The sequence below is a fragment of the Microbacterium sp. CGR1 genome, assembly GCF_051062835.1.
Classification (GTDB): domain Bacteria; phylum Actinomycetota; class Actinomycetes; order Actinomycetales; family Microbacteriaceae; genus Microbacterium.
On record NZ_JAOTPG010000001.1, the window covers coordinates 1,604,654 to 1,618,693 of the forward strand.

Here is a 14,040-nt window from a genome sequence, read left to right on the forward strand (position 1 = left end):
TGGTGCTGATGCTCGACGATCCCTAGCGTGGGACCATGCTCTCCGTCTTCGCAGGCCTCGGACTCGGCCTCTCCCTGATCGTCGCCATCGGGGCTCAGAACGTGTTCGTGCTGCGCCAGGGCATCCGCCGCGAGCATGTCCTGCCCGTGGTGATCATCTGCGCCCTCTCAGACGCACTGCTGATCGCCGCCGGAGTCGCGGGGCTGGGAGTCGTCATCTCCGCGGCCCCCTGGCTCGTGATCGTGGCCCGCTGGGCCGGAGCCCTGTTCCTGCTCGCGTACGGCATCATCGCCGCGCGCCGTGCGTGGCGCGGTGGCGCGGAACTGCGAGCGGATCCTGAGCCTCGAGAGGGCATCTCCCCCGCTCCGGATGCCGGGCGCGTCGCCACGGCGACGCGCACCGGCACCCGTATATCCCTCGGCCCCGTGATCGCGACCGTGCTCGCGCTCACCTGGCTGAACCCGCACGTCTACCTCGACACCGTGCTGATGCTCGGCTCGATCGCCGCCACCCACGGTGACGAACGCTGGCTGTTCGCCGCAGGAGCTATGGCCGCCAGCATCCTGTGGTTCACCGCTCTCGGCTTCGGCGCGCGCTACGTCGGCCGCTGGCTGCGCACCGAGCGGTCGTGGCGTGTCCTCGACGCGCTGATCGCCGTCGTGATGATCACGCTCGCCGTGAGCCTGGTACTGCCGGTGCTCACGCCCTGATCGAACACCGACCGATCGTCAGTCCCCGTCGAGCGGACGCAGGATGCGGGTCAGGAACCTCTGGGTGCGCTCGTGCTGCGGAGCCCCGAAGATCTCGGAGGGCGGCCCCTCTTCGACGACCACTCCCGCGTCCATGAAGAACACCCGGTCGGCCGCCTCGCGCGCGAAGCTCAGCTCGTGCGTGACGACCACCATGCTCCACCCCTCATCGGCGAGCTCCTTGATCACGAGCAGCACCTCGCCGACGAGCTCGGGGTCGAGCGCGCTGGTGGGTTCGTCGAACAGCAGAAGGTCGGGGCGCAGTGCGAGCGCGCGGATGATGCCGACCCGCTGCTGCTGCCCGCCGGAGAGCTCGTGCGGACGCGCGTTCTCCTTGTCGGCGAGTCCGACCCTGGCGAGGAGCACACGAGCCTCGGCGATCACCTCGGCCTTCGGGCGCCCCTGCACGCGCCACGGCCCTTCGATCACGTTCTCGATCACCGAGAGATGCGGGAAAAGGTTGTGATGCTGGAAGACCATCGCCGAGCGGTCGCGCAGCGCCAGGCGCTTCTGCTTGCGCACGCGCGGCTTCACCGGCGCATCCGGTGCGAAGTCGACGTCGGGGCCCCCGGCCACGACGATCGTGCCCGAGTCCGGCGTCTCGAGGCCGTTGAGCGCCCGCAGCACCGTCGTCTTGCCCGATCCGCTCGGACCGATCAGCACCACGACCTCGCCGCGGTGCAGCGTCAGGTCGATGCCGCGGAGCACCTCGTTGTCGCCGAAGCGCTTGTGCAGGCCGCGCGCGGTCAGCAGGGCGTCCGTCGTGGGCTCACCCGAGTGTGCGGCGTCTGCCGAGTGTGCGGGATCAGTGGGCGACATTTCGGTCGAGCCTCCTCTCGAGCGCGCTCTGCCCGAACGACAGCACGAGACAGAGCACCCAGTAGACCAGCGCTGCGGCGAGATAGAGCACCATGAACTCCAAGGTCGCCGACGCGATCTGCTGCGCCACCTTGAACAGTTCGGTCACCAGGATCAGCGACGCGAGCGAGGTGTCCTTCACCAGCGAGATGAACGTGTTCGACAGCGGCGGCACCGAGACCCTGGCGGCCTGCGGCAGGATGATCCGGGTCAGCGTGCGCGTGCGGTTCATGCCGACCGTGTACGCAGCCTCCCACTGACCCTTCGGCACCGAGATGATCGCGGCGCGCACGACCTCGGCGCCATAGCCGCCCACGTTGAGTGACAGCGCGATGATCGCGCTCGGCCACGGGTCGATCTTGAGTCCGATCGACCCGAGGCCGTAGAAGATCACGAACAGCTGCACGATCATCGGCGTGCCCCGGATCACCGAGATGTAGAACCGGGCGATGCCCGAGACGATCGGATTCACCGAGATCCGCATGAGCGCAGCCCCGACGGCGATGACGAGACCCACCGCGAACGAGATCAGCGCGAGCGGAACCGTCACCGTCACCCCCGCCAGGGCGATGGGCCCGAGCGAGTCGAGGAACAGCTGCCAGGGATTCTCCATGGACTACTGCGTGACGTCTTCGCCGAAGTACTTGTCGCTGATCTCCGCCAGGGTCCCGTCGGCGCGGAGCTCCTCGAGAGCGCCGTCGACCGCCTCGACGAGAGACGTCTTGTCCTTCGTGAACACGAACGCCTGCTTCCCGGCGTCGTCGGTCTCGGCGGCGATCTTCAGACCGGAGGGGCTGTTGGTGGTCTCGTAGTCGAGGAAGGTCAGCTTGTCGTTGACGGTCGCGTCGACGCGACCCTGGCGCACGAGCTCGACCGCCTGGGCCCAACCCTCGACGCCCTCGACCGTGGCGCCCGATTCGGTCGCCAGCTCGTACCAGTTGCTCGTGAGCGACTGCGCGGTGGTCTTGCCTTCGAGATCGTCGAACGACGAGATCGAGTCGTCGTCCTCGGGGACGACGATCACGCCGGGCGAGACGGTGTACGCAGTGCTGAACAGGTACTTCTCCTCGCGCTCGTCGTTGATGCTGACCTGGTTGGCGATCACGTCGAAGCGGCCGGCGTCGAGGCCCGCGAAGATCGCATCCCACTGAGTCTCCTGGAACTCGACCTCGAGGTCCAGCTTCTCGGCCACGGCCTCGATGATCTCGACGTCGAACCCGGTGAGGTCGCCCGTGCCGCCGTCGGCGTGGAAGCTGAACGGACGATAGGTGCCTTCGGTGGCGACCGTGAGGACGCCGTCCTTGACGAGGCCGAAGCCGTCGCCCGCGCCCTCTTCGCTCGAGCTGCTCTCTGCGGGTGCGGTGCTTCCGCTGCAGGCGGTGAGTGCGGCGGCGGCGACGACCAGTGCGGTGACGGCGATGAGGCGACGGGACATGTGACCCTCCTGGGGTGCGGTGTGAGGCGCGAGTGCTGTGGCGCGGAACTCACCCACAGTACGTGGCATCCGCCCCGCATCCCAACATCGGATGACGCCCGATGTCGTCCGGGCATGCAGAAAGGCCCCCGCGAACTGCGGGGGCCTTTCAGGAATCACACTCAGATGGAGTTGACGTCCAGCGGGATGCCGGGGCCGAACGTGGTCGACACGGCGCCCTTCTGGATGTAACGGCCCTTCGAGCTCGACGGCTTGAGGCGGACGATCTCCTCGAGCGCTGCGCCGATGTTCTCGTCGAGCTGCTCAGCGGAGAAAGACGACTTGCCGACGACGAAGTGCACGTTGGCGTGCTTGTCGACGCGGAACTCGATCTTTCCGCCCTTGATCTCCTCGACTGCCTTGGCAGCGTTCGGGGTCACGGTGCCGGTCTTCGGGTTCGGCATGAGTCCACGCGGACCCAGGACCTTTCCGAGACGACCGACCTGGCCCATGAGCTCCGGGGTCGAGACGGCCGCGTCGAACGCGGTCCATCCGCCGGCGACCTTCTCGATGAGCTCGGCGCCGCCGACCTCATCTGCACCTGCGGCGATCGCTGCCTCGGCCGCGGGGCCGGTGGCGAAGACGATGACGCGGGCGGTCTTACCGGTGCCGTGGGGCAGGATGACGGTGCCGCGCACCATCTGGTCTGCCTTGCGGGGGTCGACCGAGAGCTTCAGCGCGACCTCGACGGTCGAGTCGAACTTCGACGAGCCGGTCTCCTTGGCGAGGGCGACTGCCTCGGTCGGAGTGTAGAAACGGTCTGCCTCGATCTTCTCGGCGGCAGCCTTGTAAGCCTTGGACTTCGTAGCCATGATTATTCTCCTCAGCCCTCGACCGTGATGCCCATGGAACGGGCGGTGCCGGCGATGATCTTCGAGGCAGCCTCGATGTCGTTAGCGTTCAGGTCGGCCTGCTTGGTCTCGGCGATCTGACGGACCTGGTCCTTGGTGATCTTCGCGACCTTGACCGTGTGAGGCGTCGCCGAGCCCTTGGGCACGCCGGCGGCCTTCTTGATGAGCTCCGCAGCAGGCGGGGTCTTCAGGATGAACGTGAAGCTGCGGTCCTCGTAGACGGTGATCTCGACGGGGATGACGTTGCCGCGCTGCGACTCGGTCGCGGCGTTGTACGCCTTGCAGAACTCCATGATGTTGACGCCATGCTGACCGAGCGCGGGGCCGATCGGCGGCGCCGGGTTGGCTGCACCGGCGTTGATCTGAAGCTTGATCAGGCCGGTCACCTTCTTCTTCGGTGCCATATCCTCTTCCTTTCATCGAACGGATGCGGGTGCATCCGCTCTCCCGCGAATCCGGCATCTCCGGACTGCGGTCGTCTGCGCGCACGCCGAAGCGGCACACAAACCAGACAAGTCTACCTGATCGGTAGGCATGCCGGGAACGCGAGAACGGCCGCCCCGAATGGGACGGCCGTTCTCGTGAAAGCGTGTGTCAGACCATCTTGGTGACCTGGTCGAACGACAGCTCGACCGGGGTCTCGCGCTCGAAGAGCGACACGAGCACCGTGAGCTTGCCGCTCTCGGGCTTGATCTCGCTGATCGAACCGGGAAGACCCGCGAACGAGCCCTCCTTGATCGTGATGGTCTCGCCGACCTCGAAGTCGACCTCGGCCGGCAGCGGACGAGCGACGGCGACGCCGCCCTTCGACGCGATGTTCTTCGCGGTCGGGACGTCCTTGACCTCGACGAGGGACTTCAGCATGTTGAAGGCCTCTTCGAAACGCAGGGGGGTCGGGTTGTGGGCGTTGCCCACGAAGCCGGTGACACCGGGCGTGTGGCGCACGACAGACCAGGTGTCTTCCGTGAGCTCCATGCGAACGAGCACGTAACCCGGGATGCGCACGCGGGTGACCATCTTGCGCTGGCCGTTCTTGATCTCGACGACGTCCTCCATCGGGACCTCGATCTGGTAGATCTCGTCCTCGACCTCGAGCGTCGACTTGCGCTGCTCGATGTTCGCCTTGACCTTGCGCTCGAAACCGGCGTACGAGTGGATGACGTACCACTTGCCCGGGAGCATCCGCAGGTCGAGGCGGAACGCCTCGTACGGGTCTTCCTCGGCGTCGTCGTCCTCGTCGGACTCGGCGTCATCGTCGCCGTTCACATCCGGCCCGTCGTACGGGGTGACCTCGTCCGCCTCAGCGGCCTCGAGCTCGGCGGTCTCTTCCGCCACAGAGTCGTTGAGGACCTCAGCGGCAGCCTCAGACTCAGCCGCTTCGTCCAGGTTGAGAGCGTCGTTCACGATCGCGTCAGCCTCCGGGTCGTCGATTTCGATGTCGGTGTCGTCCTGCGTGTCGGACTCGTCCTCGCCGTCGACGTCCTCGATGTGGAGGGCGACGTGCTCGGCCGAGGTGACCGAGTTCTCCTCCGCGGCGAGAACGTTGCCCTCCTGGGCTTCGTCCTCTTCGCTGGACTGCTCGGCAGCCGTCGCCCAGTCGGCGTCGTCGGAATATCTTTCAGACACGTTGTTTCTTTCCAATCACTGCGGCCGGGGCCGCGTGGGCGTCAGGCGCCCGGGACCCCGAAGACGATGTGCGTCACCCAGGCGAACAGGGTGTCCAGTCCATAGACGATGCCCATGACGATCAGAACGAAGACGAGCACCACTGCGGTGAACTTGACCAGTTCCTTGCGGGTCGGTGTGACGACCTTGCGCAGCTCTGCGATGACCTGACGGAAGAACAGGGCGATGCCTCCGAAGAAGCCTGCGATTCCACGCTTCTTCTCGCGGGTGGCTCCTGACGCGACGACCTCGCCGCGCGGTTCGTCCTGATCCATCCTGAATGTACCTTTCGTGTGTCAGCGTGTGCTGACGCGCAGGGCGGACAGGAATCGAACCTGCAACCTGCGGTTTTGGAGACCGCTGCTCTGCCAATTGAGCTACCGCCCTAGAGACCGGGAGGTCTCGGGGTGTCGTCTTCATCCTGCCACCGCAACCGGACCGGAAGGACCGGGGCACGGCGAAAGAATGCAGAAAACAACTGCTCGACAAGCATACGGCATCCTCCGGCCGGTGCCGAACCGGGCCCGGCCGGGGCGTTGTTGTTAGGCTCGGCGGGCGGATGCAACCGGAGGGAGCGCAGTGAGCGCTGACGTGCAGCAGTTCCAGGTGGACCTGCGCGGGGTCGTCGACCTTCTGAGTCGCCACATCTATTCGAGCCCTCGCGTGTACCTGCGGGAGCTCCTGCAGAACGCCAGGGACGCGATCACGGCCCGACGCGAGGTCGACGGCGAGGGCGGACGCATCCGCATCACCCCGCTGACGGAGACCTCCGGCGAGTTCGTCCTGCGAGACGACGGTGTGGGGCTGACCGCCGGCGAGGTGGCGGACCTGCTCGCGACGGTGGGACGCAGTTCGAAGCGCGACATCTTCGACCTTCCCCGCAGCGACTACCTCGGCCAGTTCGGCATCGGCCTGCTCAGCTGCTTCATGGTCGCCGACACCATCGTGATCCGCTCGCGCAGCGCGCGGGGCGGATCGGCCGTCGAGTGGACGGGCAGCGCCGACGGCACGTTCCGCGTGGTCGAGATCGACGACGACCTGCCGATCGGCACGAGCGTGCATCTGGTGCCCCGCTTCGATGCCGATGACCTGCTGCGTCCGGCGGCAGTTCGCGAGCTGGCGTCGACCTTCGCCGAGTTCCTCCCCGTTCGCGTCACGATCGACACTCCGAACGGCGACGTCGACGTGACCCGCCGCGCGCCGTTCCTCGATGCCGCCGAGAACGTCGACGAGGCGGTGCAGTACGGACGCGACCTGCTCGGGGCGTCACCTCTCGACGTCATCGAGCTCGCCGAGCCCGCGACCGGCACCCGCGGACTCGCGTACGTGCTCCCGTACGCTCCCCCGCCCGGAGCGCGTCAGGCGACGCGCATGTACCTCGGCAGGATGCTGCTCGGCGAGCGCGTCGACGACGTGCTTCCCGAGTGGGCCTTCTTCGTGCGGGCGGTCGTCGATTCGACCGGTCTCGCCCCCACCGCGAGCCGCGAGTCCCTGGTCGACGATGCGGCGCTGGAGCGCGTGCGCGAGCAGTTCGGCGCCGGCATCCGTCGCTGGATCCTCGAGCTGGGCCTTCGCGAACCGCACCGGCTCGCCCAGTTCGTCGCGATCCACGAGGTCGGACTGAAGTCGCTCGTGCGGCACGACGAAGAGCTCGCGCGGTTCATCACCCGCTGGCTGACCCTCGAGACCACGCACGGCACGATGCGCATCGGCGATCTCGTGGAGCGGTATCCGCACGTGCGCTTCGCCCCGTCTGTCGACGAGTTCCGTCAGGTCGCCGGCATCTCCCCCAGCTCGGAAGTGCTGGTCAACGGCGGATACCTGTACGACGCCGACCTCGTGCGGATGCTGCCGGATCTCTACCCGCAGATCACCGTCGAGCTCGTCGACGTGACCGGAGAGCTCGACCGCCTGGACCCTCCTCCACTCGACGACCGCGACGCAGCGATGGCGCTCGAGGCCCGCGCGGGAGCCGTGCTGACGACATCCGGATGCTCGGTCACGGTGCGCTCGATCGACCAGCCCGAACTCGCCGCTCTCTACGTGGCCGACCCCGATGTGCTGCGAAAGATCGACCGCGGCCGCACGAAGGGCATCACCGGCGCGCTGTGGGGCGGGGTGCTCGACCGCATCGACTCGACGCTCTCGGCATCGCGCGACGACGATCTGAGCGCCCGCCTGTGTCTGAACTGGTCCAATCGGGTCGTGCGCGCCCTGGTGCGGGTGCAGGACGACGCGGTGTTCGCCCGCACGGTGCAGCTGCTCTACATCCAGGCGCTCCTTGCCGGGCACCACCCGCTCTCCGACGCGGACCGCGCCCTCATGTCCACGGCGCTCGCCGACCTCGTCTCGCTCTCGGCCGGCGTCGAAGAGGACTCGGTCCCCTTCGGCGACGCGCTCTGATCCGCACTCCGTTCGAAGGAACCCCGCATGGCACGTCCGCAGAAGCGCTTCACGCAGCTCATCGAGGAGATCGACCGCACCCCCTGGGGCCCGGCAGAGCAGGCACTCGTGGCGGAAGCCGTCGCCCTCGCCGTCGAGATCGGCGACGAACGGCTCGAGTACGAGGCGCGCATGCGCCAGACCGCCTCGGCGAACATGAACGGCGCGACCGATGTGATGCTGAACTCGTTCGCGTGGTGCCTCGCCCGGCACGACGCCGATCCGCAGCGCTTCCCCGCCGACCTCGAATACGGCGGCGCCGACCTCATGTGGCAGTTCAAGTGGATGGCGTCGTCGCTGCGGTCCTCACCCGCGTTCTCGGTCGAGCAGATCACCGCCGTCCTCGACGACATGGAGTCGCACTACCGCACGGCGGGGCTCGGTCTCAGCGGGGTGCTCACGGCTCGGTTCGAGGATGCCTGGGACGCCGGCCGCATCGACGAGGCCGAGGCGCTGCGCGTGCAGCTGGAGGCGACTCCGCGAGACGACCACAGCCATTGCGATGCCTGCGGTCGTAGTCAGGTCGCCGGCTTCTTCGCCGAGACCGATCGCGACGCGGAGGCCATCCGGCTCATCGAGGAGATGCTCGAGGGAGGATTCTCCTGCGGTGAGGAACCCGAGCACGCGCTCTCACGGGTGCTCGTGCCGTACCTGCGTGCCGGGCGTCTCGACGAGGCGAAGAGCGCGCACCTGCGCAGCTATCGCCTCGCGAAGGACAACCCCGACAACCTGCGCATCGTCGCGAACAACATCGTGTTCTCGGCTCTGACCGGCAATGAGGCCCGCGCTCTCGCTCAGGTCGAGCGCCACATCTCTTGGCTTGCCCACGACGGTCTCAACGTCGACGCGCATTTCGCCGCCCTCGCCGCCTTCGCGTTCGCGCTCGACCGCGTGGCGGCGACCGGCCACGGCGACACCCCGGTGCGAGGAGCCGACGCTCCCGCGCTCACCGCCTTCTTCGGCGAGCACGACGGCACCTGGGGCGCCGCAGATCTCGCCGCCGCCTCCTGGGCCGCGGCCGAGCGCATCGGTGCCGACTTCGATCGCCGGGACGGCACCGAGGGACACTCGCGCACCCTCGCCCGCACGCGCGCCCTCGCCACCGAGCAGTACGACGTTCCGATCAGATCGGATGCGTTCTCAGCCGCCCCCGACGCCGCGATGCCCGCTGACGCGGACGCCTGGTTCGATCGCGTGATGGACCTCGCACAGTTCGGGGCCGAGCACGAGACGCTGCAGGCGCTCCCCCACGCGCTCGCCGTCGAGGATCCGTCGAAGCTCGCCCAGCTCATGTCGATGCGCCTCGGCATCCTGATCGCGCTCGATCGCGCCGACGAAGCCGCTGACCTGCTCCCCGCGCGGATCGACGCGCTCCGGGCCGCGGGGCTCGATGTGCAGGCCGACCTCGAGCAGCGGCTCGGACTCGCGACCTTCGGGCTGAACACCCCCGACGCGGCTGCCGCCCTCGAGGACGAGCTCGCGACCGCTGCATCCCTCCCCGCCTGGTCACGCGGCGACCTCGCGATCAGTCGTGCCTCGCTGCACATGCACGCCGAGGAGCCCGGCGCCGCCCTCGACATGGCAGAGATCGCGGCGCGCGCCTTCGCCGAGGCCGACGACGCGCGCCTGTCCAACACCACGACGCTCATCGCGATCGCCGCCGTGCTTCAGAAGCGCGACATCGAGGCGGCATCCGCTCTGCTGGATCGCTTCCTCGCCCAGGACGACCTCAGCACCGGCCACCGTGCACAGGCGCTGCAGACCCGAGCCAGGGTGCGCGGCGGCAGCGAGGCGTTCGTGGAGGGTGCAGCAGACGCCGACGAGGCGTCGCGCCTGCTGGCGGGCCTCGGAGCGACCACAGCCCTCGCTGCGGCACACCTGCTCGCCGGAGCGCTCTGGGAGGACGCCGGCGACCCCGAGAAGGCCGTCACCCGCTACCGCGTCACCTCGCGTCTCGTCGCTCAGGAGGGCGGCGACCAGGCGGGGGCCGATTTCCGTCTCGCGAGGGCCATGCTCGCGGCGGGCGATGCCGAGGTCGCCGCCGAGCTGTTCGGACAGGTGCTCGAGAGTGAGGAGCAGGCCCAGGTCGCGCCGGAGTCGCGGGCGATGACGGCATCCCTCCTCGCCCGCGCGCTGGGTGCATCCGGGGAGTTCGGGCAGGCCGTCGGCGCGTTCGGGTACGCCGCGCAGCTCTTCGGCGAGGCGGAGGAGCACGCAGACCAAGCCGTGGCGCTGACCGAGCGCGCGAAGATCCTCGCCCGCTTCGACGAGAACGACGAGGCGATCGAGTCGCTCGAGACGGCAGCCGAGATCGTCCGCAAGGCCCCGGATGCCGTCGGCGCCCTCGCCGACGTCCTGCACAACCTGGGGCAGGCCTACGGCGCGCGGCAGGACGACCGCGCCTTCGCCCTCTTCGACGAGGTCGCAGCGCTCGCCCAGGAGCACGGGGCCGGCTGGCTGCTCGCGGACGTCACCGATTCGCGCGGGCGCGCGCTCGCGCAGTTCGGCCGTACGGATGAGGCCGTGGCTGCGGCGCTGACCGCAGCCGACGGGTTCGCATCGATCGGGGATGCAGGTTCCGCCGGTGGCTCCGAGCTGTTCGCCGCCCGTCTGCTCGCGGGCGACGAGCGCGCAGCGGATGCCGTGCCCATCTACCGCAGCGCACTCGAACACGCGACCGAGCATCCGCCGCTCCGTCAGGTGTCGGCCCTCGAGCTGGGTGACGTGCTCGAGTCGCTCGGTCGCCAGGTCGAGGCAGCCGAGGTACGCGCGCTGCTCGACAGCTGACGGCCCGGAGGCTCAGAGGAACTGCCGCCAGTTGGCCCGCGCCAGGTCGAGCAGCTCGTCTCCCTTGCCCGACATCACGGTGCGGATCGCGTACAGCGCGAAGCCCTTGACCTGCGCGGCCTCGATCGCCGGCGGCATCGACAGCTCCTGGCGCTCCGTGACGACATCCAGCAGCGCGGGCCCGTCGTGGGCGAGCACCTCGCACACGGCATCCGGAAGGTCCTCGCTGTTCTCCACGCGGCGCGCGAAGATGCCCATGGCCTCCGCGATCGCCGCGAAGCTCGGGTTGTCGAGAGACGTGCCGTAGTTCACGAAGCCCGCAGCCTTCATCTCGAGCTCGACGAAGTTCAGCGATGAGTTGTTCACGACGATCGTCTTCACCGGCAGCCTGTTCTGCGTGAGGGTCAGCAGCTCCCCCAGCATCATGGCGAGACCGCCGTCACCGGCGAGGGCGATCACCTGCCGATCGGGATGCGAGACCTGTGCGCCGATGCCGTGCAGCAGGGCGTTGGCCATCGACCCGTGCGTGAACGATCCGATCAATCGACGGTTCTCGGTCATCGACAGGTAGCGCGCCGCCCACACCGTGGGAGAGCCGACGTCTGCGGTGAAGATCGCATCGTCCGCCGCCTGCTCGTCGAGCAGTCGGGCGAGATACTGCGGGTGGATGGGACGGCCCGCCTTCGTCGGGGTCGCGAGGTCGTCGAGCTTCGCCCTGGTCTTGCGGTAGTGCGCGGTCGAGTCGTCGAGGTGATCGCGATCGCTCTTCGCCGCGAGCCGCGGCAGCAGAGCCGCGGCGGTCGCTCCGACGTCACCGACGAGGCCGAGATCGAGCGGATGCCGCTTGCCCAGCTGCGACCCGCGGATGTCGACCTGGATCGTCGTGGCGTGCTCGGGGTAGAACTGCTCGTACGGGAAGTCGCTGCCGAGCACGAGGAGCGTGTCGGCGGACTCCATCGCCCGGTAGCCGGAGGCGAAGCCGAGAAGTCCGGTCATGCCGACATCGAACGGGTTGTCGTACTCGATGAACTCCTTGCCGCGGAGGGCGTGCACGATCGGAGCGCCGAGCCGGTCGGCGAGCGCGATGACCTCGTCGTGCGAGCCCTCGACGCCCGCACCCGCGAGGATCGTGGTCTTCTTCGAGGCGTTCAGCAGGGTCGCGGCGCGCTCGAGCTCATCACCGCTCGGCACGATCACCGGGCGGGCGCGCTCGATGACGACGGCGCGGTCGTCGGGGATCTCCGAGAGCGCGACGTCGCCGGGGATCACGAGCACCGCGACACCGCGCTGCTCGATGGCCGCACGCATCGCGATCTCGAGAAGGCGCGGCATCTGCTGGGGGTCGGCGACGTACTCGACGTAGACACTGCACTCGCGGAAGAGCTCCTGCGGGTGGGTCTCCTGGAAGTACCCGGTGCCGATCTCGGTGGTCGGGATGTGGGCCGCGATCGCCAGCACCGGCACCCGCGAGCGGTTGGCGTCATAGAGCCCGTTGATCAGGTGCAGGTTGCCCGGGCCGCATGAACCGGCGACCACCGCGAGATCGCCCGTGAGCGCCGCATCCGCCGCCGCCGCGAAGGCCGCGGACTCCTCGTGTCGCACGTGCACCCATCGGATGCCGCCGTCCTTGCGGAGCGCATCGGTGAACCCGTTGAGGGAGTCACCCGGGAGGCCGTAGACACGGTCGATCCCATTCGCGCGGAGAGTCTTGACGATGTTCGCTGCGACGGTTGCCATGCCTCCAACCTACGCCCGGGGGCTGTGCCCGGCTCCGCCCCGGAGACGACGAAGGGGCGGATGCCGAAGCATCCGCCCCTCGTGTCGCAGGCGCTCAGCCGATGCGGATGAGCTTCTTGTTGACGAACTCGTCCGCGGCGAGGTGGCCCAGCTCACGCGAGGTGCCGCTGCGCTTGATGCCGCCGAACGGCAGCTCCGGGCTGTCGGCGAGCACGAGGTTGACGTAGACCATGCCCGCCTCGATGTTGTCGGCGACGCGCTCGGCCTGTGCCGCGTCGGTCGTGAACACGTAAGACCCGAGCCCGAAGGTCGTGTCGTTCGCGAGGGCGACCGCGGCATCCTCGTCGGCGACCCGGTAGACGACGGCCGCGGGGCCGAAGAGCTCCTCGCGGTAGACGTTCATCTCGGGCGTCACGTCGGCGAGCACGGTCGGAGCGAAGAACGCCCCGTCGCGCGTGCCGCCGGTGAGCAGCGTCGCGCCCTGCTCGACGGCCTGGTCGATCTGCTTCTGCAGGTTCTCAGCCGCCGTCTCGGACGAGACCGGGCCCAGGACCGTGTCGTCGAGCGTCGGGTCGGTCGCCGTCACGGACGCCATCGCCGCGGTGAACTTCTCGACGAACGAGTCGTAGAGATCGTCGACGATGATGAAGCGCTTTGCGCCGTTGCAGGCCTGACCGTTGTTGTCGAGTCGTGCGTCGACGCCGGCCTGCACCGTGGCGTCGAGGTCGTCGGTCGAGAGCACGATGAACGGGTCGGAACCGCCGAGCTCGAGCGCGACCTTCTTCAGGTTGCGCCCGGCGATCTCGGCGACCGCGGCGCCGGCGCGCTCGGATCCCGTGAGTGAGACGCCCTGCACGCGCGGGTCGGCGATCATGTCGGCGATCTGGTCGTTCGTCGCGAGCACGTTCTGGTACGCGCCCTTCGGGAATCCGGCGTCATGGTAGATCGCCTCGATGGCGGTGGAGGACTCCGGGCACTGCGGGGCGGGCTTGAGGAGGATGGTGTTCCCCACGATCAGGTTCGGCGCTGCGAAACGCACGATCTGATACGCCGGGAAGTTCCACGGCATGATGCCGACGAGCGGTCCGAGCGACGAGCGGCGGACGATCGCCGAGCCGTCACCGAGGATCGCGATCGGCTGGTCGGCCATGATCGCCTCGGCCTGGTCGGCGTAGTACTCGGCGATGTCGGCGGCGAAGTCGACCTCTCCGAGAGCGGCCTCGCGGGGCTTGCCCATCTCGCGCACGAAGACATCGGCGAGCTCCTCACGGCGCTCGCGGTGCAGCTCGGCCGCACGGCGCAGCAGCGCTGCGCGCTCCGCGACGGTCGAGGACCGCGACCACTCGCGGTGCGCCTCGTCGGCGGCGGCGACCGCCTCCTCGATCTGCGCATCCGTGAAGGTGTCGAAGGACGCCAGCGTCTCTCCGGTGGCGGGGTTGATGACGGCGTAATCGGTCATGTTCTCTCCTCCTCTGGG

The 14,040-nt window shown here is 68.5% G+C and carries 12 protein-coding genes and 1 tRNA gene; 3 read left to right on the top strand and 10 right to left on the bottom strand.

What is annotated here, in order from left to right; genetic code table 11:
- Positions 1–35 precede the first annotated feature (35 nt).
- Positions 36–710 (top strand): LysE/ArgO family amino acid transporter, encoded by a 675-nt coding sequence (locus OD997_RS07945; protein ID WP_434331110.1) that lies wholly within the window; start codon positions 36–38, stop codon positions 708–710.
- 18 nt (positions 711–728) lie between these two features.
- Here the strand turns inward: OD997_RS07945 and OD997_RS07950 are convergent, their stop codons facing one another.
- The 8 genes from OD997_RS07950 to OD997_RS07985 form a co-directional block, all read right to left on the bottom strand.
- Positions 729–1,568 carry an amino acid ABC transporter ATP-binding protein gene (locus OD997_RS07950; protein WP_434331111.1) on the bottom strand — a complete coding sequence of 280 codons (840 nt, stop codon included), beginning with the start codon at positions 1,566–1,568 and terminating at the stop codon, positions 729–731.
- On the bottom strand, positions 1,555–2,220 hold the full coding sequence (locus OD997_RS07955; RefSeq protein WP_056312758.1) for an amino acid ABC transporter permease: 666 nt from the start codon (positions 2,218–2,220) through the stop codon (positions 1,555–1,557). Before OD997_RS07955 ends, OD997_RS07950 begins: the two co-directional genes overlap by 14 nt.
- Before the next feature lie 3 nt (positions 2,221–2,223).
- On the bottom strand, positions 2,224–3,042 hold the full coding sequence (locus OD997_RS07960) for an amino acid ABC transporter substrate-binding protein (RefSeq protein WP_434331112.1): 819 nt from the start codon (positions 3,040–3,042) through the stop codon (positions 2,224–2,226).
- A 161-nt stretch (positions 3,043–3,203) separates the two neighbouring features.
- The gene (gene rplA / locus OD997_RS07965) at positions 3,204–3,893 is read right to left on the bottom strand and encodes a 50S ribosomal protein L1 (RefSeq protein ID WP_311244595.1); all 690 of its coding nucleotides are present in this window, start codon (positions 3,891–3,893) and stop codon (positions 3,204–3,206) included.
- A gap of 11 nt (positions 3,894–3,904) precedes the next feature.
- Positions 3,905–4,336 (bottom strand): 50S ribosomal protein L11, encoded by a 432-nt coding sequence (rplK, locus tag OD997_RS07970; RefSeq protein ID WP_056312763.1) that lies wholly within the window; start codon positions 4,334–4,336, stop codon positions 3,905–3,907.
- 190 nt (positions 4,337–4,526) lie between these two features.
- On the bottom strand, positions 4,527–5,558 hold the full coding sequence (nusG, locus tag OD997_RS07975; protein ID WP_434331113.1) for a transcription termination/antitermination protein NusG: 1,032 nt from the start codon (positions 5,556–5,558) through the stop codon (positions 4,527–4,529).
- Between the two features lie 41 nt (positions 5,559–5,599).
- Complete coding sequence (secE, locus tag OD997_RS07980) at positions 5,600–5,872, bottom strand: preprotein translocase subunit SecE (RefSeq protein ID WP_434331114.1); 273 nt, start codon at positions 5,870–5,872, stop codon at positions 5,600–5,602.
- A 39-nt stretch (positions 5,873–5,911) separates the two neighbouring features.
- A tRNA-Trp gene (locus OD997_RS07985) sits at positions 5,912–5,984 on the bottom strand.
- Positions 5,985–6,176: 192 nt separating this feature from the next.
- Here OD997_RS07985 and OD997_RS07990 point away from each other — a divergent pair.
- Entirely contained in the window at positions 6,177–8,000 is a 1,824-nt protein-coding gene (locus OD997_RS07990) for an HSP90 family protein (RefSeq protein ID WP_434331115.1), read from the top strand.
- 27 nt (positions 8,001–8,027) lie between these two features.
- The gene (locus OD997_RS07995) at positions 8,028–10,826 is read left to right on the top strand and encodes a hypothetical protein (protein ID WP_434331116.1); all 2,799 of its coding nucleotides are present in this window, start codon (positions 8,028–8,030) and stop codon (positions 10,824–10,826) included.
- A 12-nt stretch (positions 10,827–10,838) separates the two neighbouring features.
- On the opposite strand, the gene poxB is transcribed toward OD997_RS07995, so the two are convergent.
- Both poxB and OD997_RS08005 read right to left on the bottom strand, forming a co-directional pair.
- A complete protein-coding gene (gene poxB, locus OD997_RS08000) occupies positions 10,839–12,563 on the bottom strand; it encodes a ubiquinone-dependent pyruvate dehydrogenase (protein WP_434331117.1) in 1,725 nt (574 codons plus the stop codon).
- Between the two features lie 94 nt (positions 12,564–12,657).
- The gene (locus OD997_RS08005; protein WP_434331118.1) at positions 12,658–14,022 is read right to left on the bottom strand and encodes an NAD-dependent succinate-semialdehyde dehydrogenase; all 1,365 of its coding nucleotides are present in this window, start codon (positions 14,020–14,022) and stop codon (positions 12,658–12,660) included.
- Positions 14,023–14,040 lie beyond the last annotated feature (18 nt).

Excerpts from the sequence above, each read along its gene's own strand:
- secE (WP_434331114.1), bottom strand. The coding sequence starts at position 5,872 with ATGGATCAGGACGAACCGCGCGGCGAGGTCGTCGCGTCAGGAGCCACC.
- OD997_RS07945 (WP_434331110.1), top strand. The coding sequence starts at position 36 with ATGCTCTCCGTCTTCGCAGGCCTCGGACTCGGCCTCTCCCTGATCGTC.
- rplA (WP_311244595.1), bottom strand. The coding sequence starts at position 3,893 with ATGGCTACGAAGTCCAAGGCTTACAAGGCTGCCGCCGAGAAGATCGAG.
- OD997_RS07960 (WP_434331112.1), bottom strand. The coding sequence starts at position 3,042 with ATGTCCCGTCGCCTCATCGCCGTCACCGCACTGGTCGTCGCCGCCGCC.
- OD997_RS07995 (WP_434331116.1), top strand. The coding sequence starts at position 8,028 with ATGGCACGTCCGCAGAAGCGCTTCACGCAGCTCATCGAGGAGATCGAC.
- rplK (WP_056312763.1), bottom strand. The coding sequence starts at position 4,336 with ATGGCACCGAAGAAGAAGGTGACCGGCCTGATCAAGCTTCAGATCAAC.
- OD997_RS07955 (WP_056312758.1), bottom strand. The coding sequence starts at position 2,220 with ATGGAGAATCCCTGGCAGCTGTTCCTCGACTCGCTCGGGCCCATCGCC.
- OD997_RS07950 (WP_434331111.1), bottom strand. The coding sequence starts at position 1,568 with ATGTCGCCCACTGATCCCGCACACTCGGCAGACGCCGCACACTCGGGT.
- poxB (WP_434331117.1), bottom strand. The coding sequence starts at position 12,563 with ATGGCAACCGTCGCAGCGAACATCGTCAAGACTCTCCGCGCGAATGGG.
- OD997_RS08005 (WP_434331118.1), bottom strand. The coding sequence starts at position 14,022 with ATGACCGATTACGCCGTCATCAACCCCGCCACCGGAGAGACGCTGGCG.